Source organism: Erysipelotrichaceae bacterium 66202529 (assembly GCA_017161075.1).
GTDB lineage: Bacteria > Bacillota_I > Bacilli_A > Erysipelotrichales > Erysipelotrichaceae > Clostridium_AQ.
The window spans coordinates 3,083,458-3,108,956 of the sequence record CP046174.1 but is presented as its reverse complement, the minus strand read 5'-3'; the positions used below and the strand labels follow the sequence as shown (position 1 = coordinate 3,108,956).

The 25,499-nt window shown below is 42.6% G+C and carries 19 protein-coding genes and 6 tRNA genes; 23 read left to right on the top strand and 2 right to left on the bottom strand.

Annotated features, from left to right (window positions below):
• The first annotated feature begins 1 nt into the window (after position 1).
• The 20 genes from GKZ87_14780 to pepT all read left to right on the top strand — a co-directional run bounded on the left by GKZ87_14780 (position 2) and on the right by pepT (position 18,678).
• Positions 2–709: a hypothetical protein gene (locus GKZ87_14780; protein ID QSI26656.1), complete on the top strand. Its 708-nt coding sequence runs from the start codon at positions 2–4 to the stop codon at positions 707–709.
• Positions 702–1,406, top strand: coding sequence for a hypothetical protein (locus tag GKZ87_14775; GenBank protein ID QSI26655.1), 705 nt, complete (start codon positions 702–704; stop codon positions 1,404–1,406). The genes GKZ87_14780 and GKZ87_14775 overlap by 8 nt, the downstream gene beginning before the upstream one ends.
• A 513-nt stretch (positions 1,407–1,919) precedes the next feature.
• Positions 1,920–3,272, top strand: coding sequence for an MATE family efflux transporter (locus tag GKZ87_14770; GenBank protein QSI26654.1), 1,353 nt, complete (start codon positions 1,920–1,922; stop codon positions 3,270–3,272).
• Between the two features lie 696 nt (positions 3,273–3,968).
• Entirely contained in the window at positions 3,969–6,557 is a 2,589-nt protein-coding gene (locus GKZ87_14765) for a GTP-binding protein (protein ID QSI26653.1), read from the top strand.
• 545 nt (positions 6,558–7,102) lie between these two features.
• The gene (dgt, locus tag GKZ87_14760; protein ID QSI26652.1) at positions 7,103–8,527 is read left to right on the top strand and encodes a dNTP triphosphohydrolase; all 1,425 of its coding nucleotides are present in this window, start codon (positions 7,103–7,105) and stop codon (positions 8,525–8,527) included.
• 3 nt (positions 8,528–8,530) lie between these two features.
• The gene (locus GKZ87_14755) at positions 8,531–9,154 is read left to right on the top strand and encodes a uracil-DNA glycosylase (protein QSI26651.1); all 624 of its coding nucleotides are present in this window, start codon (positions 8,531–8,533) and stop codon (positions 9,152–9,154) included.
• Between the two features lie 933 nt (positions 9,155–10,087).
• Positions 10,088–11,416 (top strand): pyridine nucleotide-disulfide oxidoreductase, encoded by a 1,329-nt coding sequence (locus GKZ87_14750; GenBank protein QSI26650.1) that lies wholly within the window; start codon positions 10,088–10,090, stop codon positions 11,414–11,416.
• Between the two features lie 469 nt (positions 11,417–11,885).
• Entirely contained in the window at positions 11,886–12,200 is a 315-nt protein-coding gene (trxA, locus tag GKZ87_14745; GenBank protein QSI26649.1) for a thioredoxin, read from the top strand.
• 9 nt (positions 12,201–12,209) lie between these two features.
• Positions 12,210–13,439: a redoxin domain-containing protein gene (locus GKZ87_14740; protein QSI26648.1), complete on the top strand. Its 1,230-nt coding sequence runs from the start codon at positions 12,210–12,212 to the stop codon at positions 13,437–13,439.
• Positions 13,440–13,488: 49 nt separating this feature from the next.
• Positions 13,489–13,920: a transcriptional regulator gene (locus GKZ87_14735; protein ID QSI26647.1), complete on the top strand. Its 432-nt coding sequence runs from the start codon at positions 13,489–13,491 to the stop codon at positions 13,918–13,920.
• 114 nt (positions 13,921–14,034) lie between these two features.
• Positions 14,035–14,319, top strand: coding sequence for a hypothetical protein (locus GKZ87_14730; protein QSI26646.1), 285 nt, complete (start codon positions 14,035–14,037; stop codon positions 14,317–14,319).
• 220 nt (positions 14,320–14,539) lie between these two features.
• Positions 14,540–14,615: transfer RNA gene (locus tag GKZ87_14725), tRNA-Val, on the top strand.
• Positions 14,616–14,623: 8 nt separating this feature from the next.
• Positions 14,624–14,699 (top strand) — tRNA-Thr (locus GKZ87_14720).
• Positions 14,700–14,714: 15 nt separating this feature from the next.
• Positions 14,715–14,798, top strand: a tRNA-Tyr gene (locus tag GKZ87_14715).
• A gap of 8 nt (positions 14,799–14,806) precedes the next feature.
• A tRNA-Gln gene (locus GKZ87_14710) sits at positions 14,807–14,882 on the top strand.
• Positions 14,883–14,903: 21 nt separating this feature from the next.
• Positions 14,904–14,979, top strand: a tRNA-Lys gene (locus tag GKZ87_14705).
• Between the two features lie 10 nt (positions 14,980–14,989).
• Positions 14,990–15,063 (top strand) — tRNA-Gly (locus GKZ87_14700).
• A gap of 630 nt (positions 15,064–15,693) precedes the next feature.
• Positions 15,694–16,713 (top strand): IS200/IS605 family element transposase accessory protein TnpB, encoded by a 1,020-nt coding sequence (locus tag GKZ87_14695; GenBank protein ID QSI26645.1) that lies wholly within the window; start codon positions 15,694–15,696, stop codon positions 16,711–16,713.
• Positions 16,714–16,951: 238 nt separating this feature from the next.
• Positions 16,952–17,398: a DUF2383 domain-containing protein gene (locus tag GKZ87_14690; protein ID QSI26644.1), complete on the top strand. Its 447-nt coding sequence runs from the start codon at positions 16,952–16,954 to the stop codon at positions 17,396–17,398.
• Between the two features lie 62 nt (positions 17,399–17,460).
• On the top strand, positions 17,461–18,678 hold the full coding sequence (pepT, locus tag GKZ87_14685; protein ID QSI26643.1) for a peptidase T: 1,218 nt from the start codon (positions 17,461–17,463) through the stop codon (positions 18,676–18,678).
• Positions 18,679–18,997: 319 nt separating this feature from the next.
• Here the strand turns inward: pepT and GKZ87_14680 are convergent, their stop codons facing one another.
• Entirely contained in the window at positions 18,998–19,633 is a 636-nt protein-coding gene (locus GKZ87_14680) for a pentapeptide repeat-containing protein (GenBank protein ID QSI26642.1), read from the bottom strand.
• A gap of 366 nt (positions 19,634–19,999) precedes the next feature.
• Here GKZ87_14680 and GKZ87_14675 point away from each other — a divergent pair, with 366 nt between their 5' ends.
• The 3 genes from GKZ87_14675 to GKZ87_14665 all read left to right on the top strand — a co-directional run bounded on the left by GKZ87_14675 (position 20,000) and on the right by GKZ87_14665 (position 24,073).
• Positions 20,000–22,147: a S1 RNA-binding domain-containing protein gene (locus GKZ87_14675; protein QSI26641.1), complete on the top strand. Its 2,148-nt coding sequence runs from the start codon at positions 20,000–20,002 to the stop codon at positions 22,145–22,147.
• Between the two features lie 169 nt (positions 22,148–22,316).
• Positions 22,317–23,144, top strand: coding sequence for a transketolase (locus tag GKZ87_14670; protein QSI26640.1), 828 nt, complete (start codon positions 22,317–22,319; stop codon positions 23,142–23,144).
• Positions 23,144–24,073: a transketolase family protein gene (locus GKZ87_14665; GenBank protein QSI26639.1), complete on the top strand. Its 930-nt coding sequence runs from the start codon at positions 23,144–23,146 to the stop codon at positions 24,071–24,073. The genes GKZ87_14670 and GKZ87_14665 overlap by 1 nt, the downstream gene beginning before the upstream one ends.
• 329 nt (positions 24,074–24,402) lie before the next feature.
• Here the strand turns inward: GKZ87_14665 and GKZ87_14660 are convergent, their stop codons facing one another.
• Entirely contained in the window at positions 24,403–25,413 is a 1,011-nt protein-coding gene (locus tag GKZ87_14660; protein ID QSI27982.1) for a D-alanyl-D-alanine carboxypeptidase, read from the bottom strand.
• Between the last annotated feature and the right edge of the window lie 86 nt (positions 25,414–25,499).

Sequence of the window (25,499 nt, the reverse complement as noted above, 5' to 3'; positions counted from 1 at the left end):
TATGAAGGTCACACTTATTCATGGTCAGAATCATCACCAGACCTCCTATCATGCGGCTCATATGCTGCTGGAACACCTGCAAGCCGAGGCATCGTATGAATTTTTTCTTCCAAAGGATATGCCTCATTTTTGCTGTGGCTGTTACCGCTGTATGAAAACCGGAACAGCGCACTGTCCGCATGCTGCATGGCTTGCGCCAATTACACAGGCACTGGAGGAAGCTGATCTACTGATTTTTACAACACCGACCTACTGCCTGCGTACCACCGGTTCTATGAAGGCCCTGCTGGATCACTACTTCACAAATTTTGTAGTTCATCGTCCCAGAAAATCCATGTATCACAAGCAGGCAGTAATTCTAGCATCCGGAGCAGGAAGTGGAATGAAAAAAGCCGCAAAGGACATTCATACAAGTTTATCAGGCTGGGGAATCTCACAGATCAGGACATATGGCTTTCGCTCCATGGCAGTCGCATGGGAAGCTGTACCTGAACATAGAAAAGACAGACTGAACAAGGATTTCATAAGATTAGCCAGATGGATAAACAACAAAAACAGACATTGCAGAGTCAGCGGGAAGCAGCGACTGATGTTTCATGCTATGCGGCAGATGCATAAGCACCATATGGGTGCAGGAGAGCTGGATTATTCATATTGGAAGCAGCAGGGATGGCTGGATTGTAAACGTCCATGGAATAATTATGAATAGAATTCGCATATGGACATCCGGAAGCTTCTTCCTCTTTGCCTGCTATTGCTTGCTGTTTGATAGAAATCTGCCCTTTCAGCTGCCGCCTCTGATCTACCTTGTGGCTTTCCTGTATTTCTGCATCTTCCCGATAAAGGATATGCTTTCCTTTTGTAATTCCACACTATATAAAGGACGGCAGTTCCAGAAAAATTATGAAGCAAATGACGTTACACAGGAAACGCTGCGTACTGTAAAACACATCTATGATCGACGTGCTTTCCACGCTATGCTGTTCTGGCTTTTTTTCCTGGCTATCCCCGGTGTGCTTTATAGCACTGGTATGCTTGATCGTATCTGGATATTTTTTCTGTTTGCTCTATCAGACTTCTCCGTTTACTTTGCCATCTTTGCCTGGTGTCCCTTTCACTCCATTTTGATTCGCCCTGACTGCTGTATGGAATGCAGAATCTATAATTGGGATTCCTTTTTTCAGTACAGCTTTCTGGTTTTCTTTCCTAATATTTTCACGATTACGCTTGTCCTGCTTGGACTTCTCTCTTTAATAGTCTGGGAAATTCGACACGCTATGCATCCCGAACGGTTTTATAAAATCAGCAATGCTAGGCTAACCTGTGAAAGCTGCGACCTAGACGGCTGCCGTAAGCATAAAAAGAAGCTGTTTCATAAAACACTGAAACAGGAAGAGGACATATAGGGGGGAATAATTGATACTGTGGAGAACGTAAAGATAAAAGAATAAACGCTGTGTAAACAGATGAATGCTATAGTAAGGAAATATATCCGCAAATAGGGCGGTAAGGATTTCCTTCTTTTTTATGTCAGTTATCACATTACCAAGTGTTTTTTTACGTAAGGATTCAATAGGAATCTTTTACATAGGCAGTAAAGTAGGATTTCCTACCAGACAGCGTAAGCATAAGCTGAAATGCCGGTTTACGTGCATCCTTATGCAGGCAGATTTCACCATGTTGCGATTCACTGCCCTTAAAATCAAAAAAAGATTAAGAGAATACAACAGCCTGCTATACAAGCAGCATTATATTATCATTCTTTGCTGAGTCTGATTGCAAATTACAGAAAGCTGCATCAGCTGTTATTCAAAACAATAGTTCCTCATGACGCGAAAGAAGTACATTCCGTGCTTGACTAAAGGAAGGAGTGTGCGTATGATAAATACTGGCATTTAAAAAGGGAGAGTAGGAATTTTATGGAGGTAGAAGAATCAAAAAATTTAATGACAGAGGGAACGATATGGAAAAAAATCATGTTCTTTGCGCTTCCACTGTTTTTTGGAAATTTGTTTCAACAGCTGTATAACACAGCGGATTCACTGATTGTGGGGAATTTTCTCGGCAGCAATGCATTGGCGGCCGTCAGCTCATCTGGAAATCTGATTTTCCTGATGGTAGGCTTCTTTAACGGTATCGCCATCGGTGCAGGAGTTGTCATTGCCCGGTATTTTGGAGCCAGAGATATTGACAACATGCAAAGAGCGATTCATACGACGGTTGCCTTCGGTCTTGTCGCCAGCATTATTTTAACTATACTGGGAGTGCTTCTTGCGCCGCAGATTCTAATCTTAATGGATACACCGGCCAACGTTCTGCCACAGTCGGTAACCTATTTCCGCATCTATTTCATGGGATCGCTGGGTCTGGTTATGTATAATATATTTGTCGGTATACTGCAGGCCGTGGGAGACAGCCGGCATCCGCTGAATTATCTCATTATTTCATCAATTATCAATATTGTACTGGATATCGTTTTAATCGTAGTCTTTCACATGGGAGTCGGCTCTGCAGCCTTTGCGACCATTTTATCACAATTTGTCAGCGCCCTTCTATGTATGAACAGACTGCTGCGTACAAAGGATTCCTATCGTCTGCAGCTGCGTAAAATTCGGTTTCATACCGATATGCTGAAGCTGATTATCCGTTATGGTCTGCCAAGCGGACTGCAGAATTCCATCATTGCGATTGCGAATGTCGTTGTGCAATCCAACATTAACGGATTCGGTGAAATGGCAATGGCCGGCTGTGGTGCATATTCAAAAATCGAAGGGTTTGCATTTCTGCCAATTACCAGCTTTACCATGGCATTGACAACCTTTGTCGGACAAAATCTCGGGGCCCGTCAATATGAGCGAACGAAAAAAGGCGCAAAATTTGGAATGCTGTGCTCTATGGCGATTGCGGAGGTCATAGGAATTATCATTTTTATCGGTGCCCCGCTGCTCACTGCTGCATTTAATAATGACCCTCAGGTAGTAATGTTTGGTACTGAACGGGCAAGAACATCATCCATGTTCTTTTTCCTGCTCGCATATTCTCACTGCATATCCGCTATTCTGCGAGGGGCGGGTAAATCCATGGTACCGATGATTGTTATGCTGCTGTTCTGGTGTGTCGTACGTGTAACCTTTTTGACCGTCATGATTCATTTTCTGAATGATATTGCTGTTGTATACTGGGTTTATCCGCTTACCTGGTCATTAAGCTCGATTGCCTTCTTTATATACTATCGAAAGGTTAATTGGATGCATGCATTTGAACAGGCTTGAGTAGGCAGACAACAGGATAGCGAGGCTTGTTAGTGGAACCGTTATAGGGTTCCTATTTACAGCCTTATTGTATACCTTCTTATGAAGGAAGCATTGCTGACTGCGATACACTCATCTGGTTCAGCTTTTATGCATAATGAAGAAAGTACGTATGCTGGAGTATGAATATGCTGTACGCCATGCATAGAAATGGTTTCGATTTTATGATAGGCTAACTGACCGGCTTGTGAATGCAATCCCCACTCATACAGCCTTACGGTATCGGCTGATTCGCAGTCGTATCAATCGCTGTTATCGTAGGATATATCCTGCAATTAAAAAAAGAACTGCATATGCAAAGGTGTCCACGGTATGGGAAGCATCCTACGCATAGGGCAGTTTTTTTATGCTTATGTATTAAAAACATCGCGAATTAAATACCGACCCATCGCTTGTCTATAGGAAAACAAAGCATTTGTGCTTTCTATAACCTTAGCTGCCGTAGAGCAGGAATATACAGCTATATTAAAGCGATGATCATACTTCTGTCGTGGCTTTTGGTTTATCGGTGCATGACAATATCCTGCAGGAAAAGACAAAATTATTTGCATTTTCTATAACTGCTCTTATAATAGAGAGTACAGAATATGCTGTCTCATTTCGTTAAGAGATTTGAGGAAATTGAAGCAGCATCTGTTTTAGAAAGAGTGTGAGTAAATGAAGTATATAAATATAGGCCTGCTGGCGCATGTAGATGCCGGTAAAACAACCTTATCAGAAGGTCTGCTCTATGCCTGTGGCAGTATTCGTCAAATAGGGAGAGTCGATCACGGAAATGCATTTCTGGACTATGATGTACAGGAAAAGAATCGCGGCATCACAATTTATGCCAAACAGGCGGTGATTTCATGGAAGGATACGCAGATCACATTGCTGGATACCCCCGGACATGTGGACTTTTCGGCAGAGATGGAGCGTGTGCTGCAGGTGCTGGATTATGCGGTGCTGATTATCAATGCACTGGATGGGGTACAATCTCATACGGAAACCATATGGAAGCTGTTGAAGCATTATAACATTCCAGTACTTGTATTTATCAATAAAATGGATGTCAGCTATACACAGAGGGAAGCTCTCATGACGGATGTAAAGCGGCTGCTGGATGAGCGGTGTGTGGACTTCAGCCTATGTGATGAGCAGCTTCAGGAGCAACTGGCAATGTGCAGTGATGAATTGCTGGATACATATATGGAAGCAGGTAGCATACCAAAGGAGCAGATTGCTGAAGCTGTATCCCAAAGAATCCTGTTTCCCTGCTGCTTTGGGTCAGCATTAAAAATGGAGGGGATACAGGAGCTTCTGGATATTTTGGACTGCTATACAAAGCCGAGGCTGTATCCCGAAGAATTTGGTGCGCGGATATTCAAAATCAGCAGGGATGAAAATGGTAACCGCCTAACACATATGAAGATCACAGGCGGAACACTGAAGGTGAAAACAAAGCTTGGCGAGGAGGAAAAGGTCGATCAGATCCGGCTGTACTCCGGGAATCGCTACCAGCTGTGTGATGAAGCGGCAAGCGGCAGAGTATGTGCGGTAAAGGGATTGCATAGATTTCATGCCGGAGACGGACTGGGGTTTGAAAAGAACAAAAATGAGGTTCAGCTTTCTTCCTTTATGAACTATCGCGTTTTGCTGCCACAAGGCTGTGATGCGTTCGTTATGCGCAAACAGCTGCTTCAGCTTGCCGAGGAGGATCCGCAGCTGCATGTCAGCTATGATACACATCTGAAAGAGCTGCATGTGCGGCTGATGGGGGATATTCAGACAGAGGTTTTAAAGCATACCATACGGGAACGGTTTCATACCGAAGTGGAATTTGATGAGGGCAGAGTCGTATATAAGGAAACAATTCTGGAGCCGGTGGAAGGCGTTGGACACTATGAACCACTGCGTCATTATGCAGAGGTTCATCTTCTGCTGGAGCCTCTGCCAAGGGGAAGCGGTCTGCAGTTTGCAAGTGACTGTAAGGAGGATGCGTTGGATCGTCACTGGCAGCGGCTGATTTTGAGCCATCTGCAGGAACGGGAGCATATCGGTGTATTGAGCGGTTCTCCAATTACCGACATGAAAATAACACTGCTCTGTGGACGTGCACATCAAAAGCATACTGAGGGTGGTGATTTCCGGCAGGCGACATATCGGGCAGTGCGGCATGGGCTGCGCAGTGCAAAAAGTATACTCTTGGAGCCTTATTATGAATTTACCCTGCAGGTTCCCGCATCCTGTGTCAGCCGTGCGGTATTCGATATCGAACGATTTAACGGTACCTTTCAATTAGAGGAGGAAGCAAACGGGCTGAGTGTTATCAGCGGTTGTGCACCAGTCAGATGGCTTCAAGGCTATCCGCAGGAGGTCTATGCATATACGCGGGGGAAAGGGCGGCTGTTTTGTAGTTTGAAAGGGTATGAGGAGTGTGCGAATCAAAGCGAGGTACTGAAGGAGCTGGCGTATGACTGTGACAGCGATATGGAGCATCCGTGCGGTTCTGTCTTTTGCTCTCATGGAGCCGGATATTATGTGCCATGGGATGAGGTAAGGAAACATATGCATATGCAAAGCGAATGGGGACGTATCCAGCTGAAAAAGGAAAGCTATCAAAGCTATACTGCAAAGCCTGTGGATGAGAAGGAGCTGGAAGAAATATTCATACGAACCTATGGCCCAATCAAGCGCAGGCCTTTACAGCGTGAGAAAACAGTCTCGAATATTATAGATTTGGAAAAACAGAATATCAGCTATCAGCCGCTGCCGGAATGCCTGCTAGTGGATGGCTACAATGTTATTCACGACTGGGAAGAGCTGAGCTATCTGGCAAAGGATCATCTGGATGCCGCAAGGCACCGTCTCATTGATATGATGGGCAGCTATCAGGGGTATCGCGGCTGTGTGCTCATTCTCGTATTTGATGCATACAAGGTGAAAGCAGGCACCGGAGCAGCTTATAAGGATGGAAGTATATATGTTGTATATACAAAGCAGGCACAGACAGCAGATATGTATATTGAACAGGCGACACATCAGCTCGCAAGTGAATTTCGGGTGACGGTGGCTACCTCTGATGGTATGGAGCAACTGATTGCAAGCGGGCAGGGGGCAAGCCGTATGTCTTCCAGACAGCTTCGTGAGGAGGTCTTACGTATGAATGAGCACTCTGTCAAGGAATATGAAAGCAGGCAGCGCCGCGGTAATGCGGAGCCGTTAAAGAAGCTGCGCGAGATTACGCTGGAGGATTCTGATAGCTGATACCGTCAGGGAAGCAGTTACAAAGCGGTAAGCGATGTGCAAATGTAGAAGGCTGTTTGCTAAAACGAAGCTAGGTGCGTACGTATGATGCTCTTGCGGTTGAGCGTGGAGTGATGCCGTACGGGAGGCAGATTGGCATCTGTCTTTGCAGAATATAACAGACAACCGGCTATGTTATAGAGCTTGTGTTGCAATACATAGGAAACGCAAGGAAAGCAGCTTTGCATACATGCTGTGAGCATATCCGTACGAATGCTGTGTGAAAAAGATTTCAAGGCGGTTTGATCCAGGCTGAGAAATCTTTTTTTGTCTTTCAGATATCATAAAATACGGCCTTGACAATCTCTTTGGGACTTTGTGAGTCACATACATGCCATAAAGTGATAGCGAACTGACAGCAGCTGTGCTTTTCTTTGTATCATAAGGGAAAAAGAGTGCATGGTATGATACAATAAAAGAAAGCAGAGAACTTTAATTCATACATAAGGCACAATCGAGCGTATACGCTCACCGTCAAGTGAAACAACTCTGCAGGAGGTAATAACATGCATAAATTATCATGGAATAAAATAACAAGTGAAGAACGAATTCCTCAAAAAGCATCAGGGAATGCAGGAAAATACCGCAGTGAAATTGAAAGTGATTATCATCGTATCATTCGCAGCGCATCCTTTCGCAGATTGCAGGATAAGACGCAGGTGTTTCCACTGGATTACAGCGATTTTGTACGCACAAGACTGACACATTCTCTTGAAGTATCATCCATCGCTAAGCTGATTGGCAAGCAGGTATGTATGCAGGTGCTAGAGCAGCAGCGCGCTCCTGCTGAGGATGCTCCGGATTCTCTGAAGGTGATTGAAATTTTGAATTGTGCGGGACTTTTGCATGATATCGGAAATCCACCATTTGGCCATTTTGGGGAAAGCGCAATTCGCAACTGGTTTGAAAAAAATCTGTCACATTTAGATTATAAGGGAAAGCCGCTGATGGCATGGCTGGATGAGCAGCAGGCTGCTGATCTGCTGTATTATGAGGGCAATGCACAGGCACTGCGTATCATCACCAAGCTTCACCGGCTGACAGGTAGAAGCGGTATGCATCTGACGAGCGGCGTGATGGATACGATTATAAAATATCCTGTAAATTCTCTGGAAAAAACAGCCGAGGATAAGAAGGAGAAAAAACAGCGCAGTCTGCTTAGGAAAAAGGTTGGCTATTATCAGAGTGAGACGAAGCAGTTTCTGGAAATTAAGCAGAATACCGGTACTATGGGCTGTCGCAATCCGCTCTGCTTCATTTTGGAAGCGGCGGATGATTTGGCATATACCTTTGCGGATTTGGAGGATGGCTATAAAAAGGGGTTGTATTCCTATGAACAACTGCTGGATGTGATAGAAGCTGCACAGGATGAGCGTGGTGCTGCCTTGCTGCGGCAGGGACTGGAGGAAGGACGGCAGCTAAAGAAAACGAGTGAAAAGGGATTTGATCCTTATCAGCATGCGGTGTTTACATGGCTGACGAAAAAACAGTTATTCAGTATCTCCGGCGTGTCGGATGCATTTTTAAAGCATTATGACGATATTATGAACGGCGTGTTTGAGCAGGAACTGATTGCAGTCAGCAGAGAGGGAGTCCTGATTGGTGAATTAAAGAAATTTGCCTTTGAACGTGTATATAATGATGCCGCTATTCTGAAGCTGGAGCTCATGGGGAATGAAATTATCACCTTTTTGCTGGATCGCTTCATGGATGCCCTGCTTCCATATGACAGCGGACTGAAAATGAGTGAAATCCAGGAGAAATATATTGATTTGCTGTCAGGGAACTATCTGAATACCTATCAATATACTGCACAGGGGAAGGAAGAAGGAGAACGGCTGTATTTGCGGCTGCTGCTGGGAGCTGATTTTGTGGCGGGAATGACGGATAGCTATGCGATACGACTCTATCAGGAGCTGAAAGGAATTTAAAGAATGGTACAAAAGCAGGACGCCTTTGAACAGCTAAAAATGGAAATCTGTGCCTGCCGGCTCTGCGCAGATACCTTTGAACATGAGCCGCGGCCGGTTTTTCGTGGAAAACAGAAGGCCAGAATTATGCAGATTTCGCAGGCGCCTTCAATTCATGTACATAACAGTGGATTGCCCTTTGATGATGCCAGCGGGAAAAAGCTGCGAAGAGAATGGTATCAGATTGAGGATGCACAGTTTTATGATGAGTACAGCTTTTATATCACCTCCATGGGTCACTGCTATCCGGGTAAGGGAGCACAGGGAGATAAGAAGCCGCCTCGTATCTGTGCTAGGACATGGTTGAAAAGAGAACTGGAGTCTGTTGATAATGAGCTGTATATAATTATCGGTGCAATGGCAGCCAGAGAGCTGTTTCCAAACTGCAGCTTTGAGGAGCTCGTTTTTCGTGATCAAAGGCTTTATGGAAAAACGGCGCTGATATTGCCGCATCCTTCTCCACTCAATGTCCGGTGGATGAAAGAGCATCCACAGTTTGAAACGAAGCGACTGCCCTATATCCGCTCGCTTGTGCATGCAGCTCTTGCACATGAACATAAGTCATGTAAAGGAAGCACAGATTTATGAAATGCTTTCGTGGAGGTTGGTTTCATTGAGCCTTGATCTAATCGATTTAAAGGATGATTAGCTTGAAAGATAGTCAGCTGTGATAACAGGATTGCAGGATCAGGCAGTGTGCAGAAGCAAATATTCTGGAAGTGTAAAAGTGGCAGAATTATTTGCTTCTTTTTTTATAAGTAACACTTGCCGGTGTGTTGCTTACGTATGCCTATGACAATATGGATCACGATATACAAGAAAGAAATCAGATTTGACAATTTACAGTTAACGTGACTTTTTTGATGTATCATATAATCAGTAGAAGACTGAATGTAAGGATGGATCGTATCGCAGGCTGTTATTTTGTTTCCTTTGCCATATATTTATATATTATTTTACCTAGTATTATTTAATCTGGTATATCTAGAATTATTTAAACAAATATTATTTAAACAGATCTTATCTTAACAGATATTATTTAAACAAATATTATTTAAACAAATATCATTTAAACAGGTATTATTTATCCTATATCATTATCCTATCTTATATGATTTTTTTAAAAATTCTTATTCAGCATTTATTATCATACATCGTTTTACTTGTTTTCTGCCGCTTTGCATAATATATTTCAGTTTGTTGAAATATACAGCCTAGGATGAAAATATAGGTTAAAATTATAAAAATGTCAGAGTTAAAGGATATTGTTAAAGAAATAAAATCGTGAGAAGCTTCCCAAACGCAGGAAGGAATGGGAAAGACTTTATTATAATGAAACATCATCCTGTTCCTGCATACCCTCCCTAAGAAAATTATATGAAATTACGGTATTTTGCTTGTCATTCATAACGTATAATAAGAAAATACACTTTATTATAGCAAATTACTTTAATAAATAAAGTCACTGTGTTATAGTAAGCATATAAAGCAGAACAGGATGCTATAGGAGGATACATGATTATGAAAACTTACGACGCAATTATTGTTGGATTTGGAAAAGGTGGAAAGACGCTTGCCGGATATATGGCAAAGCAGGGCAAACGGGTGGCTATGATTGAAAAATCAGCTCAGATGTATGGCGGCACCTGTATCAATGAAGGCTGCATACCCTCCAAATCACTGATTATACAGGCAGAACAACAGTCCTATGCACAGGCTGTAGAACGCAAAGAAGCTCTCATCACTAAGCTTAGAAAGAAAAATTTTGATAAGCTTGATTCCCTTGCCCTGGTGGATGTAATTACGGCCGAAGCAACCTTTATCAGTGACCACGAAGTACATGTACAGGGAAACGGCATCGATGAAATATTGTATGGCGAATATCTATTTATCAATACCGGATCTACCGCAAACATACCTGCGATAAAAGGAATCAAGGAAACAAAGCATATCTACACAAGTGCTGAAATGATGAAGGAACGCAGTCTGCCAGAAAAGCTGACGATTATTGGCGGCGGCTATATCGGTCTTGAATTTTCCAGTATGTATGCGCGCTACGGAAGTAACGTAACTGTATTTGAATATGGAAATCGTCTGGTAAAGCGAGAGGATGCGGATATAGCAGATGAAATTCAGAAGGTGTTGGAAAAGCAGGGTGTCAGCTTTGTATTTGAAAGCCGTGTGAAAGAGGTCGCCAATGATAAAAAACAGGTGGTAATCACCTATGATGATAAGGATGGTGCTGAGCAGAAAGTTACAGTCGATGCAGTACTGTTAGCGGCAGGACGGAGTGCCAATACAAAGGGACTGGGCTTAGAGAAAGCCAAAGTAGCGCTGGATCAGCGAGGCAATGTCATTGTAAATGAATACCTGCAGACCAGCGTGCCTCATATCTATGCAATGGGGGATGTAAAAGGCGGATTGCAATTCACCTATATATCTTTGGATGATTATCGTATTGTGAAGGATCATCTGTTTGGAAGTAAGCTGCGTACGAAAAAAAACCGCGGACATATCGCTTATTCCGTATTCATTTCCCCTACATTCTCTCGTGTGGGATTGAGTGAACAGGAAGCACGGGAGCAGGGCTATGAGGTGAAAACAGTCTCTATGCCGGCAGCAGCAATTCCACGCGCTAATGTAATATCACAAACGGATGGCATACTGAAAGCGGTTATTGATGCGAAAACAGATCAGATTCTGGGCTGTGTGCTGTTTTGTGCAGAATCAGAAGAAATGATCAACTTTGTACAGCTTGCTATGAACCAGAAACTGACCTATAAAGAGGTAGGAAATCACATTTTTACACATCCTACTATGAGTGAAGCACTCAATGACTTGTTTGGATGATGTATGCATATGTGATGTATATAAGAAAAGCTGAATTGCTAAATTGGAGTCTTAAGAAATCAGAAGGAAAGTGCCTTTTTAGACGGCAAAAACATCGCGGGTTTGTTAATAAATAAATTTTTACCAATATAAGGCGTATTCCGTATCTGCATATGCTTATGGAAAAAGCCTGCTTTCATTCCTGTAGCTTGTCTATAGATAGCTTTAAATCAAAAGGAAGCAGTAATTTGTGGACATTATAGAGGTGGCTGTTATTCAACATGATGCTATAGGAAGAGGCGGCAAATTGCGATACTTCTCCTCATCTATGCTTGTTAGAAAGCTTTAAGGTAAAAGCGCATATGATGTGTCAATTTACTGTACCTGGTTTATATTATCGGCAAATCGTTACGTTGAAATAATTTGATATTGTATTGTGCGAGCTTTGCATTTGCACAGATAAACATGTAAAATATAGGAGGAACATAACATGTCAAAAGTACTACACACAAATGAAACAGAATTTAATGAAATTATTAATAAGGAAGAATTGGTGCTGGTCGATTTCTTCGCAACCTGGTGTGGGCCATGTAAAATGCTTAGTCCGGAGATTGAAAGACTGGCAGAAGAATGTGATGGAACGGCGAAAGTAATCAAGGTGGATGTTGACAAGGAGCAGGCACTGGCAATGCGTTATCATGTTCAATCCATTCCAACTCTGATCGTATTTAAAAACGGTATCCAGACAGAGCAGCGCCTTGGCTATCAGCCGTATCCGAAATTAAAAGAAATGTTAAACAGATAGGAGAATAGAATGCTGAATCCCAACGACGTATTAAGCCATATCAGCTTTCTGCTGGTATTCTTAGAGGGCTTATTATCCTTTTTATCCCCCTGTGTATTGCCATTACTTCCTGTATATATGGGATATCTTGCAGGGCAGGATCAGAAACAGCCGCACTCTCAGCGGAGAATCTTCATGCTCACTGTGAGCTTTGTTATTGGTATCTTTACTGCAATCATGCTAATGAATATCTCGGTTCATGTGCTTAGCAGCTTCTTTAAAGATCATATGGTATACTTTGTGCGGATTGGAGGTATACTGATTATCCTTCTGGGACTTCATCAGATGGGGCTTTGGAAATTTAAATCACTTGAGCGCACATGGAAGCTGCCGTTTCAGAAAAAAGGTGGCATGAATAGTGTTATTGCATTTCTGATGGGCTTTACCTTCAGCTTTGCATGGACTCCTTGCATCGGGCCTGCTTTATCATCCATATTGCTGCTGGCGTCAAGCTCTGGAAGCCTGTGGGTATCGACATTCCTGATGATTTTGTATGCTTTGGGATTTACAATACCATTTCTTATTCTTGGAATGTTTACAGGTAAGGTACTAAGCTGGATATCGGATCATAAGAATATTATGAATGCTGCGGTAAAGCTGGGAGCTGTAATTTTAATTGTAATCGGTCTGATGATGTTTACTGGTAAATTAAATACAATTAGTACGTACATGAGTGCTTCCACGGACAACTCCTCCATACAGGAAAAGAAAAATGAAAAAGCACCTGCAACTAAAGAAGAATCTGCTGATGATAAGGACGAGGCCTCTGATGTTGAGCAGTTAAACTTTGTGTTAAAGGATCAAAACGGTGTGAAGGTTTCTTTTTCTGATTATAGGGGAAAAGTGATTTTCCTTAATTTCTGGGCTACCTGGTGTCCGCCATGTCAAAGAGAGCTTCCACATATTCAGGAGCTTTATGAGAAATATAAGGATAGTAATGAGGTTGCTGTACTTACGGTGGTCAGCCCGGGCGGTCAGGAAAAAAATGCTGCAGGTATTAAGTCCTTTTTGGATGAGCATAATTACTCCATGCCAGTTTTATTTGATGATGGCTCGATGTATTACTACTTTCAGGTGACCAGTATGCCAACAACGTTTATGATTGATAAGGATGGTAAGCCATTCGGTTATGTAAAGGGGCAGTTAACGCCGGATATGATGGAGACAATGATACAGCAAACACTATCAGGGAAAAAATAAGAGTATAGACAGAATATTTGATTCATGTAAAATTTTATGAGGTGATAGGATGAAAAAACAGTATGACATGCATTGCAATATAGCGCAAACGTTAAATTTGATTGGTGACAGATGGACATTATTGATTCTGCACGCTGTTCGTGAGGGAAGGCGAACGTATAAGGAGCTACAGGAAGGTCTGGAAGGAATACCGACGAATTTATTATCAAGCAGATTGAAGTCGTTGTGTGAGGATGATTTGCTTTCCTGTAATCTATATCAGGAGCATCCGCCCCGTTACCAGTATGAGCTTACGGATAAGAGTAAGGATCTTGACGATATTTATAATGCGATAATGATATGGGGAGATAAGCATTTGCATAAAAGTTATAAGTGTTTGAAGCATAGGGAATGCGGAGGTTCTGTGGAAGTCCAGTATGTGTGTGGAAAATGCGGGAAGGTTATTGATAAAAATGACTTAGTTGCAGAACCCGTGGAATGATAAAAGCATTCCGTCATGATTGATAGTATCTTTTCCAAATGATTTTGGGAAATTAAAAAGTTTAAGGTAAGATTATGAAAAATGTGATATGATATTACCTGAGGTGAGTCTTTCATGAAATTGATGTTTATCATTGCAGGGGATGAATATGCTGTTGATATTTCAGCGAAACTGAAGGAGCACGCGTTCATGGCTACAGAGGTTGGAAGTACGGGTGATTTTCTGCAATATGGACAGACGGTTTTGTTGCTGGGGGTGGATGCACAGGATTGTGATCGTATTATTTCGATTCTTGACCCAGATGCAAAACAGGAGGGTGCTGATCACAAAAAGCCTTTTCATGAGGAAGTTTCAATTTTTATTACGGATGTTAATGATTATGTGAAGGTGAATGCTTAAAGATGGTTATTCTATTGTCTGTTTATTGATAAAAGACATGACCATCTTTTCTATTGATAATATGGTTAAAAGGCCTTATTTTAAAGGCTTTGAATAGGTTCGATTCTTATGCTTTAAAAAATTCAAAAAAATTCAAAAAAATTGTTGACATAAAAAAAGTCTAATGGTATTATATATGAGCGCTGATGAGAACGGCGTAAAAAGAAGTTAAAAAAGATGTGGAGGCTTAGCTCAGTTGGGAGAGCGTCTGCCTTACAAGCAGAGGGTCGGGGGTTCGAGTCCCTCAGCCTCCACCATTAAATGTGCCGACTTAGCTCAATTGGTAGAGCAACTGACTTGTAATCAGTAGGTTGTGGGTTCAATTCCTATAGTCGGCACCATCTTTAAAAAAAGTCGGGGAGGTAGCGAAGTGGCTAAACGCGGCTGACTGTAACTCAGTTCCTTATGGTTCGGCAGTTCGAATCTGCCCCTCCCCACCATTTTTTATTGGGGCATAGCCAAGCGGTAAGGCACCAGACTTTGACTCTGGCATTCCACTGGTTCGATCCCAGTTGCCCCAGCCATTTAAAATACAACATGTAAATGACCCGTTAGCTCAGTTGGTAGAGCATCTGACTTTTAATCAGAGGGTCGGGCGTTCGAATCGCCCACGGGTCACCATTTATCTGTTGCGGGTGTAGTTCAATGGTAGAACTTCAGCCTTCCAAGCTGACTACGTGAGTTCGATTCTCATCACCCGCTCCATGTTACTAACTAAGTCGATATCCATCGGCTTTTTTTGTACTTTCTGAAATTTTGACCAACTAATTGACAAACATTATTATAGAAATTCGGAATGAATTGTTCTATTTTTTTATATTTAATGAGCGGGTGCCCGAAGGCTTAATTTTCTTATACTTACTACACTGGTCTTTTTTCGCAATGCCCTCGTCGCGATTCAAAACATCATAATAAAGTCAGAAGCTGCCTTATATTCCTGGCTGGGGCTTACCTAGCGTAGTGGAATCCCCTGCCAACCGCATGGCTATTCTTTTATTATCTGACTTTTTAAAATTTAATAGTGGAGGAATCCTGTGTATCTTCCCCCTTCCTGATCAGTGGAAATTCGTGACAGGCAGACGCTGGCATGCTGTCATTCAAAACTAATATTTGCACAGAAATGGATTTGAACTTAGACAGATATATCACAAAAACGATATGTCAATTCACAGCAGATATGGTCTTCCTACTAAAACATTCATTATATGAAAAAAGGTGTCGTTATCTTTTAACACTACATAGCTATATATAGATAATTTTTACTTTTTTTCTTATTATTTAGGATTTTCAAATATTGTAAACGTATATATAAGTATAAAAAGGAGGTGAGAAATCATGTATATAGCAGTAAAGCTTTTTCTCAAGCTGAATCCTGAGCAGGAAATCCGATTGAAATGGTACGAGGCTGTTTTTAAATTTGAAATAGAAAGAATATCTAACATATTCAAAAATAAAGGACATGCATTTGAATATCGGTATAAAGATATCAGTAATCATATTTCCTATAACAGTAAACATCTGGTACTGGTACAGGCAAAAGCAAAATATACAACAGAACAGAAAGACAAAAAATTCACAATGCCATTTACCAGTATCTGGAGCAATTCCTCCTATGAGCTGCAAGCGGACTGTATTCTTTTTGAGCTGGGCTTGTATGAGCATAAAGAATTGTTGCGTATTCCCTGCTATATAAATAAACAGCAGAAATTGCGATTAACAGCAGGACGGCATACGAATTTAAAGCTAGTATGCAGCAGAGGAAAATGGCATGCTCTTGTTTATGTGGATATTCCTTTTCAACAAAGAAGTGGCCAAAATCAGATGGGAATCGATATTGGATTAAAGGTACCAGCTGTTGTTGCTTTGAGCACTGGAGAGATAAAATTTTTCGGAAATGGCAGAGAAATAAGGTTTCAGCAAAGAAGATATCAAAGTCACATTGAGGCAATGATCCGGCATCATCAAAAAAAGAAATTTGTGCAGTTTCAGCATAAGCTTCATCATGTTATGAAGGATTATGATCACAAGATTGCAAAGCAGATTATCAACTATGCTATACAAAATGAAGTGAGTGTAATAAAAATGGAGAATCTTATGTCAATCAACAAACGTTATGAAAAAAATGGAAGCAAGGCACTGCATCACTGGTCTTATCGTAGACTTCAGGATTACATAGAATATAAGGCGGCTCTTGCGGGTATCCGTGTTTTGTATATCAAACCCTACAACACATCGCGTAAATGCCCTCAATGTGGCAGAATTAACGTACCTAAAGACCGTGCATATCACTGCTCCTGCGGATATCAGGGACATCGTGATGCCGTGGCGGCTATAAATATTCTCCATACACTTTGAACAGAAATGTTCGGCCTGCAGTATCTAACAAGATACCGCTGCAGGACGGGTGAAGGCACATCCATATCTGTCGATGTTGGACAGAAACAAAGCCAAACGGTTCGAACGAAAAGTAAAACAGGCGCATTGACTTTCTTTCTGTGCCTGTTTATGTATAAAATAAAAGTAGGGAAAAGCTTTGAATCCATTGTATGAACTGGTAAAATGCTACTCATACTATTTACGAGGTGATATACAAATGGATAATACTGCAATCGTAGTGGAATTAAATCAATTGCTGAAGGGTACTCATATGGGTATCGGTATTTTTGAAGATTTAGAAGGAAAACTGCAGAGTGAGCGACTAAAAAAGGAATTTCACGGTCTGCTGGATAAGTTGAAAATGCACGCACATTCACTGAATGCTCTGATTCAGACATGTGGTGGAGATCCTGTGGAGAGCGCAGGATGGAAAGGTATGGTAACAGATGCTGTTGAGATGCTGAAAAATCTGATGATTACCAGTGACAAACAGGTGCTGGAAGAGGCTGTTAAGAATATGAAAATGGCACAGAAGGCATTGCACGCATTTGATGAAAAGCATCTTGTATTGAATGACCAAATGAAAAAAACTATGCGTATTATGCAGGAAGATTATGAGTCTATGTATCACATGCTGCATAAATATCTGATTGAATTTCAATGATCCTGCTGGAGTGTTGTGATAAATTTGTGTATAATCGTACTAGATAGAAAGAAGGGTTATACATGAACGTTCAGGAAAGATTTTTACATTATGTATCATTTGATACGCAATCAGATGAGCATTCACAAACCACGCCCAGCTCATTGAAGCAGTTAAAGCTGGCAGAGGCATTAGTGGATGAAATGAAGGCAATAGGTATTACGGATGCCTATGTGGATGAATTTGGCATCGTATACGGTACGATTCCCGCTAATACGAAAAAGGATGTAAAAGCGATTGGCTTTATAGCACATATGGATACATCTCCGGATATGAGTGGAAAGAATGTCAATCCTAGAATTATTCCAGCTTATAACGGCTCAGATATCGTATTGAATGAGGAGCTTGGCATTTCCATGGGGGTACAGGATTTTGATTGTCTGAAGCATAAAATCGGGGATGATTTGATTGTCACGGATGGTACTACTCTGCTTGGCGCAGATGATAAGGCTGGGATTGCCGAAATCATGACGATGGCAGAAGCTTTGCTTCGTGAAGACCGTGAGCATGGAAAAATATGTATAGCATTTACGCCGGATGAAGAAGTCGGACGGGGAACGGATCATTTCCGTGTACCTGCCTTCGGTGCTGATTTTGCGTATACCGTAGATGGCGGCGAGGTTGATTGTGTGGATTATGAGAATTTCAATGCTGCAAGCGCTCAGATTCAGATACAGGGTCTCAGCATTCATCCAGGCAGTGCAAAGGATAAAATGATCAATGCCCTGCTGGTGGCGATGGAGTTTCATTCCATGCTGCCGGTTGAAAAAAATCCTGCGTATACACAGGGATATGAAGGATTTAATCACCTGACCGAATTACATGGAGAATGTGAGCATGCCTATATGTCCTACATTATCCGTAATCACAATGAAGATTTGTTTGAAAAGCAGAAGGAGGATTTCCGCAGAATTGCGGATTACCTCAATCAGAAATATCCGGAACATACCATCCAGCTTACGATTCAGGACAGTTATGCAAACATGCGGACGATTATTGAAAAGGATATGAGCATCATTGAGCTGGTTAAATCTTCTATGAAGCAGCTTGGACTACAGCCAAAGTCCACAGCGATACGTGGTGGTACAGATGGCGCCCGTCTGACCTATGATGGACTGCCTTGTCCAAACCTTGGTACAGGCGGTTATAATTATCATGGGAAATTTGAATTTGCTTCCATCCAGGAAATGCAAACGAGTGTGGAGCTGCTGCTGAAAATTGTTGAAAACAGTCTGAAGTGAGTGAACTAAAAAGCAAGAAGTGTTGAGGTCCTCTTTTGATATATAGAGAACAAATGACTTCTTGTTTTTTTTGTGATGAAACCATAGTGTATCCTATAGACAAACATGCGGTACGCGGATATGTATACAATATACAAACAGTATGGGAAAAAATCTGTTCCTATGGCTGTATAGGAAGTTTATTGCATAACATTATTGCATAACATTTAGATACATACAGTAATCAAAAAAATCACAAACCGAAGAAAACGTGCGAATATATGCAGCATCATACAGCTACGACGATTTCAGGAAAAGCTTATTTGCAGTAATGTGCGTGTTATTCTTTAACGATGATACCAAGCAGCTGAACAAGCCGCAGCGCCTGCTGCTCATTGACGATGACTCCGCGTATATGATCCATGGTCAGACTGATTCCTTCAATATCACTGGAGGAAAGATCCATGCCTTTCAGATTTGTATTATGGAATTCACTTTCCTTTAAATCACAATGGTCATATACCGTCTTCTGGTATTCGCATTGTATAAAGCTTGCGTTTGAGAAATTGCTGTTATCAAATATCACCTGCCGGAAACGGGAGCCTGACATGTTGGCATAGGCGGCTTTCAGATTCGTGAAAAGGGTATTGTGTATCACACAGTCGCTGAAATCAATCCCCATACAGCGGCAGTTTCGGAAAACACAGCGATGAATCGCTCCCTTTGTGAAGTGCAGATTGGACAAATCACAGTTTTCAAAAATGGTATCTATCATATCAATTGCGTCAAATTCACAGTCCTCGAAAAACACATTGCGAAATATACAGCCGTCCAGATGCAATGCTGTATGCTCTTCATTTTGAATGCTGATGCCGTCAAATTCCATGCCCTCCACATAATGATCCATATCAATGCATTCCTGCAGACTTTGTGCCATATCATATGACGGGCGTAAACGGGGTTGTACTATTTTCATAATTTCCACATCCTTTAGGTTCTATTGTACCATATTCCACACCTGATGAAAAGGAAAATTCCAGGAATGGATAATCTTACAGCTTAGGATGAAATGAAACAGCGGCTTATCCTGGAAAAAGGGCTGATAAAGCCGTGACGGCTATGAATGTTTAAAAGCTCTTGTTTCCTTAGCATTTAAGGACTATACGTTTATAAAGTACCCATATCCCTATCGCTGGTGATGATAAACGCACAGTCACATAAAGGCAAGTCTTGTATTTCCAGAATTTCCTCTATATAATAAATGCGTTGTAAAAATGATGTTTGCGGATTGCAGGACAGACACTGGCAATATCCGCATTCTTAATGAAAGAAGGTACATAGTATGGAGCATATCATACAGCCGATGGCGGCGCAGCTGCACATTCAGCCGGAGCAGATCCGAAATACGCTGCAGTTATTGGAAGAAGGAAATACCGTTCCGTTTATCGCCCGTTATCGTAAAGAAGTGACGAAGGGTCTGGATGAGGAACAGATTCGTGTGATTCAGGAACAATATGAGTACCAGGTAAATCTGGAAAAGCGCAAGGAGGATGTCAAACGCCTGATTGAACAGCAGGGTAAGCTGACGGATGAAATCATTGCAGGAATCAATGCCTGTGAAAAGCTGTCACAGGTAGAGGATATTTACCGGCCATATCAGCAGAAGCGCAAGACCAGGGCAAGCGATGCGGCGGCTAAAGGACTGAAGCCGTTGGCGGACTGGCTGCTGCAGCTGTATCGGGATGCAGATGTGAAGGCTGAGGCAAGGAAGTATCTGAATGATAAGGTGAAGGATGTTGAAAGCGCTATTCAGGGGGCTGAGGATATCCTGGCAGAGCTGGCGAGTGATGATCCTGCTGTGCGGCAGAAAATTCGCAGCAGTATGGAGCGCTATGGACGCCTCACTACAAAGGAAAAGAAGAAGCATACGGATGATAAAAAAGTTTATAAGATGTATTATGATTACAGTGAGCGTATTTCCACATTGGCGAGTCACCGTATCATGGCAATCGATCGCGGTGAAAAGGAAAAGGTGCTCAGTGTAGCTGTCGATTTCGATAAGGATTATATCACAGACTGGACGATTCGCCGCTTTACGAAAAAAAGACAGAGTCCCTGTGTGCCATATATTGAGGAGGCTGTCCGTGATGGGTTAAAGCGTCTTGCCTTTCCTGCTGTGGAGCGTGAAATCCGGGCTCAGTTGAGTGAAAAGGCACATGAGCAGTCGATTGAGGTATTTTCCTTAAATCTGGAACGTCTGCTGCTGCAGCCGCCGGTAAAAAATAAGATGGTGCTTGGCTTTGATCCCGCTTTTCGTACCGGATGTAAGCTTGCAGTTGTGGATAAGAACGGAAATATGCTGGATGTCAGTGTAATTTATCCAACACCGCCAAATGCGAAAATAAAGGAAGCAAAGCAGAAGATGCTGCAGCTTCTGAAAGAGTATCCCATTGATATTATCGCTATTGGAAATGGGACGGCAAGCCGCGAGAGTGAAGCGTTTGTAGCATCCCTGATTCGGGAGTACCATCTGAATGTAGCTTATACCATCGTCTCTGAGGCAGGGGCTTCCGTATATTCCGCAAGCAAGCTGGCGCGGGATGAGTTTCCTGAGCTTCATGTGGAACAGCGCTCTGCCATTTCCATTGCGAGAAGAATCCTCGATCCGCTTTCGGAGCTGATTAAAATTGATCCGCAGTCAATCGGTGTGGGGCAGTACCAGCACGATCTTCCAACAGCGCGTTTAAAGGAGCGCTTGGATTTTGTTGTTTCCAAGGCGGTGAATCGGGTCGGTGTCAATGTGAACACGGCTTCCCAGGAGCTGCTGAAAAATATTTCCGGTCTCAGCCAGGCTACGGCGAAATCCATCGTAGAGTACCGCAAGGCAAACGGGGAGCTGAAAAACCGTAAGGAATTGAAAATAATACCGAAGATTGGTGCGAAGTCCTATGAACAGGCGGCAGGCTTCTTACGTATCGAGGATGGGGATGAGATGCTGGATCGTACAAGCATTCATCCGGAAAGCTATGCGATTGCCAGAAGGGTGCTGCAGCAGCTATCCATAGCAAGTCAGGATATGGGGAGTGAACAGGCACAGGAGGCAGTAAAGCAGGCCGATGTGGGTGCATTGATCAAGGCCTGTGAAAGTGACCGCTATACGATTCAGGATATCCTGGAGGCGATAGCGACGCCGCTGCGGGATTATCGGGATCGTTACGATGCACCTCTTTTGCGAAGTGATGTTTTGGAGCTTGAGGACTTGCATATCGGAGATCAGCTGGAGGGGGTTGTCCGCAATGTCGTAGACTTTGGAGCGTTTGTCGATATCGGACTGCATGAGGATGGTCTTGTCCATATTTCCAAAATGAGCAGACACCGTGTATCTCATCCAAGTGAGCTGGTTTCTGTGGGTGATATCGTCAAGGTATGGGTGTATCATATTGACGAGGAAAAGCAAAAGGTACAGCTGTCGTTGCTTCCTGTACAATAAGCAATGCCGCGCTCCTATTGAAGAAATGTCAGAATATTCATAAGCTGCAGCCGTTAGGAGCATTTGTTCTGAAATACGGCTGCTCTTTTACAATTTCACATAATATTCTTTGTGCAATACAGGGGTTTTATAGTATAATAAACGTGTTCAAAACAAGGAGGACTATAGAATGTACCAAATAGAAGATCTAAAGGGAAAAGCAAACAACATTCGAAAGAACATCGTAAAGACGGTTACAGAAGCAAAATCCGGTCATCCGGGTGGGAGTCTGTCTTCTGTAGAAATCGCAACGGCTATCTACTTTACGCAGATGGACATCACCAAAGACAATGTGGCATCAACGAATAGGGATCGTTTTGTCCTGTCAAAGGGTCATGCTTCTCCGCTGCTGTATTCCGTACTGGCAGAGAAGGGCCTGATTGAGGAAGAAGAGCTTTCTACTTTCCGTAAAATTAACTCCCGCCTGCAGGGGCATCCAAGCATGCGTAAGCTGCCTGGTGTCGATATGTCAACCGGATCACTGGGACAGGGTATTTCCTGTGCAGTTGGTATGGCGATTGCGAATAAATACAATAAGGAGGATCACCGTATTTATACGATTTTAGGTGATGGTGAATGTCAGGAAGGCCAGGTATGGGAAGCTGCTATGGCTGCCGCTCATTACAAGCTGGATAACCTGCTGGCATTTGTTGACCACAACGGTCTGCAGATTGACGGTAACGTAACGGATGTTATGAATCCAACACCGATTGATGAAAAGTTTAAAGCGTTTGGATGGAACGTAATCGTTCTGGAGAATGGAAATGATCTGGAAAGCGTGATTGCTGCCTGTGAGGAAGCGAAAACAGTCAAGGGAAAACCAACGGTTGTCGTAGCGCACACAGTGAAAGGCAAGGGCGTATCCTTCATGGAAAACAAAGCTGGATGGCATGGAACTGCACCAAGTGCAGAACAGTGTGCGGAAGCAATTGCAGAACTTGAAGGAGGATGTAAATAATGGCAAAGATGGCTACTCGTGAAGCGTATGGAAAAGCGCTTGCTGAACTGGCAAAGGAAAATAAAAAAATTCTGGTACTGGATGCCGATTTATCCGGTTCTACAAAAACAGGAGAAGTAAAAAAGGTTGCTCCTGAACAGCATTTTAACTTCGGTATAGCGGAAGGTAATATGATGGCTGCTGCTGCAGGTATGGCAACAAGCGGAAATATCGTATTTGCAAGTACATTCGCAATGTTTGCGGCTGGACGTGCATTCGAACAGGTACGTAACTCTATCTGCTATCCGCATCTGAATGTGAAGGTGTGTGCAACACATGCCGGACTTACGGTCGGTGAGGATGGTGCCAGCCACCAGAGTGTTGAGGATGTTGCTTTGATGAGAAGCATTCCGGGTATGGTAGTAATTTCACCGGCTGACGGTGTGGAAACAAAGGCTGCAATCCGTGCGGTTGCGGCTTACGACGGTCCTTGCTATGTGCGTTTGGGAAGAATGGCTGTTGAGGATGTTTATACGGAGGATACATTGAATTTCCAGATTGGAAAAGGAAATGTGATTCGTAAAGGAACCGGTGTTGCACTGATTGCTACAGGAATCATGGTAGAGGCTGCTATGAAGGCTGCCGCTGCATTGAAGGATAAGGGTATGGATGTAACAGTTGTTGACATGCACACAATCAAACCGATTGATGAGGAACTGATTGTTGAGCTGACGAAGGATCATGATCTGTTTGTCACCTGTGAAGAGCATAGTGTGATTGGCGGACTGGGAAGCGCAGTTGCTGAGGTTCTCAGCCAGAAGGCTCCAAAGAAGCTTGCTATGGTTGGAATCAAGGATACATTCGGTGAAAGCGGAACACCTGCTGCTCTGCTTGAGAAATACGGCCTGACAGCAAATGATATTGTCAAGGCAGTAGAAGAAAACAAATAAGAATAGAGCAAATCGCTGTAAGCTACCTGATGTTCAACGGGGCTTGCAGCTTTTTAATATGTGAAAAACCCCAGATAACTAAAAGGAGCTTCTTTTTCGGTTGTATAGATCAGGAAGCACATCTCATGATGCTGGTGAATAATTATTGTGGTATGCTGTTGATCCTTGCGGGAGCTGTTAAACGAAAAAAGGGTTTTGATAAATATAAAGCAAACTTAATTTCTTGACAAAAAAGTTATCCACGGACGTCTTCGTAGATAACTTTTCCTATCTCATACTTTTTTACTTTTTCTATTCAACTGTGAATAGTAACTTCATATTTATTTCTTCTATTTCTTTTTAACCTCTGCGATTGCAGCATACACGGTCTTTGCATCCTGTATATTGCCATATTCCGCATCGGTACTGCTGCCTTCTTCTACGATTGAAAAATCTGTTTTATCTGCCTTTGCACTAATCATCATGTAGGAATGACCATCCTTCATTTCAGCCACACTAATTAGGCAATAGCCGGCTTCCGGTGTATACCCGCTCTTTCCGCCGATGATGCTGCCGCCGTCAAATTTCAGGTCATTGTCATAAAACAGCAGCGTGCTGTTCAGCTTTAAACCCTTAGGATGCTGCTTTGTGGCAGGAAGACTATAACGCAGGGTCGTCATCACCTTGCGAAAGGCCGGATTTTTCCAGGCATGATCCATCATTTTTTTCATATCCTGCAGTGTTGTATAATGCTGCTTATCGTGCAGACCTGTCGTATTCGTGAAATGTGTATGTGTCATTCCCATGCCGTCTGCCTTACTGTTCATATCCTTTACAAAATTGGATACACTGCCGTTCAAATGGTTAGCCAGTGCATTTGCGCCATCTGCACCTGAAGGCAGAATAAGGGCATACAATAAATCCTCTATTGTTACCTGTTCTCCGACGGCTAAGCCTGCTACACTTGCATTCGCCTCTGCCAGTCCCTTAATATCCTTGTTTGTAATCGTGATTTTTTTATGTAAGTCCTCTGCATTATCCAGGGCAACGATTGCTGTCAGCACCTTGGTCAAGGAAGCCGGAAACAACTTTTTGTCGCTGTTTTTTTCATACAGCACCTGCTGATCCTTTAAATCAATTACCATCGCATAGCGGCTGTTCAGCTTCACGGAGGCCAGCTTTTTTTGAATTGCCTGCTGCCTGGCATCCAGCCCCTGTGCAGCGACAGGCTGGGAAACCTCTTCCTGTTTCATAAAATCTGGATAATACTTTCGAATCTGTATATACATGGCGACATCCGCAAACAGCAGAACCAGTGCCGCCGCTGCCACAAGCCACCATCTTTTTCTAATTTTTCGCATTGTTGTCAACTCCTCCAATATCATACCATAGATGGTAAAATAGTCCATGATGAATATAAAAAAAGTCCCCTTAATTTTTTCTTACA

Excerpts from the sequence above, each read along its gene's own strand:
- GKZ87_14780 (QSI26656.1), top strand. The coding sequence starts at position 2 with ATGAAGGTCACACTTATTCATGGTCAGAATCATCACCAGACCTCCTAT.
- GKZ87_14775 (QSI26655.1), top strand. The coding sequence starts at position 702 with ATGAATAGAATTCGCATATGGACATCCGGAAGCTTCTTCCTCTTTGCC.
- GKZ87_14770 (QSI26654.1), top strand. The coding sequence starts at position 1,920 with ATGGAGGTAGAAGAATCAAAAAATTTAATGACAGAGGGAACGATATGG.
- GKZ87_14765 (QSI26653.1), top strand. The coding sequence starts at position 3,969 with ATGAAGTATATAAATATAGGCCTGCTGGCGCATGTAGATGCCGGTAAA.
- dgt (QSI26652.1), top strand. The coding sequence starts at position 7,103 with ATGCATAAATTATCATGGAATAAAATAACAAGTGAAGAACGAATTCCT.
- GKZ87_14755 (QSI26651.1), top strand. The coding sequence starts at position 8,531 with ATGGTACAAAAGCAGGACGCCTTTGAACAGCTAAAAATGGAAATCTGT.
- GKZ87_14750 (QSI26650.1), top strand. The coding sequence starts at position 10,088 with ATGAAAACTTACGACGCAATTATTGTTGGATTTGGAAAAGGTGGAAAG.
- trxA (QSI26649.1), top strand. The coding sequence starts at position 11,886 with ATGTCAAAAGTACTACACACAAATGAAACAGAATTTAATGAAATTATT.
- GKZ87_14740 (QSI26648.1), top strand. The coding sequence starts at position 12,210 with ATGCTGAATCCCAACGACGTATTAAGCCATATCAGCTTTCTGCTGGTA.
- GKZ87_14735 (QSI26647.1), top strand. The coding sequence starts at position 13,489 with ATGAAAAAACAGTATGACATGCATTGCAATATAGCGCAAACGTTAAAT.
- GKZ87_14730 (QSI26646.1), top strand. The coding sequence starts at position 14,035 with ATGAAATTGATGTTTATCATTGCAGGGGATGAATATGCTGTTGATATT.
- GKZ87_14695 (QSI26645.1), top strand. The coding sequence starts at position 15,694 with ATGTATATAGCAGTAAAGCTTTTTCTCAAGCTGAATCCTGAGCAGGAA.
- GKZ87_14690 (QSI26644.1), top strand. The coding sequence starts at position 16,952 with ATGGATAATACTGCAATCGTAGTGGAATTAAATCAATTGCTGAAGGGT.
- pepT (QSI26643.1), top strand. The coding sequence starts at position 17,461 with ATGAACGTTCAGGAAAGATTTTTACATTATGTATCATTTGATACGCAA.
- GKZ87_14680 (QSI26642.1), bottom strand. The coding sequence starts at position 19,633 with ATGAAAATAGTACAACCCCGTTTACGCCCGTCATATGATATGGCACAA.
- GKZ87_14675 (QSI26641.1), top strand. The coding sequence starts at position 20,000 with ATGGAGCATATCATACAGCCGATGGCGGCGCAGCTGCACATTCAGCCG.
- GKZ87_14670 (QSI26640.1), top strand. The coding sequence starts at position 22,317 with ATGTACCAAATAGAAGATCTAAAGGGAAAAGCAAACAACATTCGAAAG.
- GKZ87_14665 (QSI26639.1), top strand. The coding sequence starts at position 23,144 with ATGGCAAAGATGGCTACTCGTGAAGCGTATGGAAAAGCGCTTGCTGAA.
- GKZ87_14660 (QSI27982.1), bottom strand. The coding sequence starts at position 25,413 with ATGCGAAAAATTAGAAAAAGATGGTGGCTTGTGGCAGCGGCGGCACTG.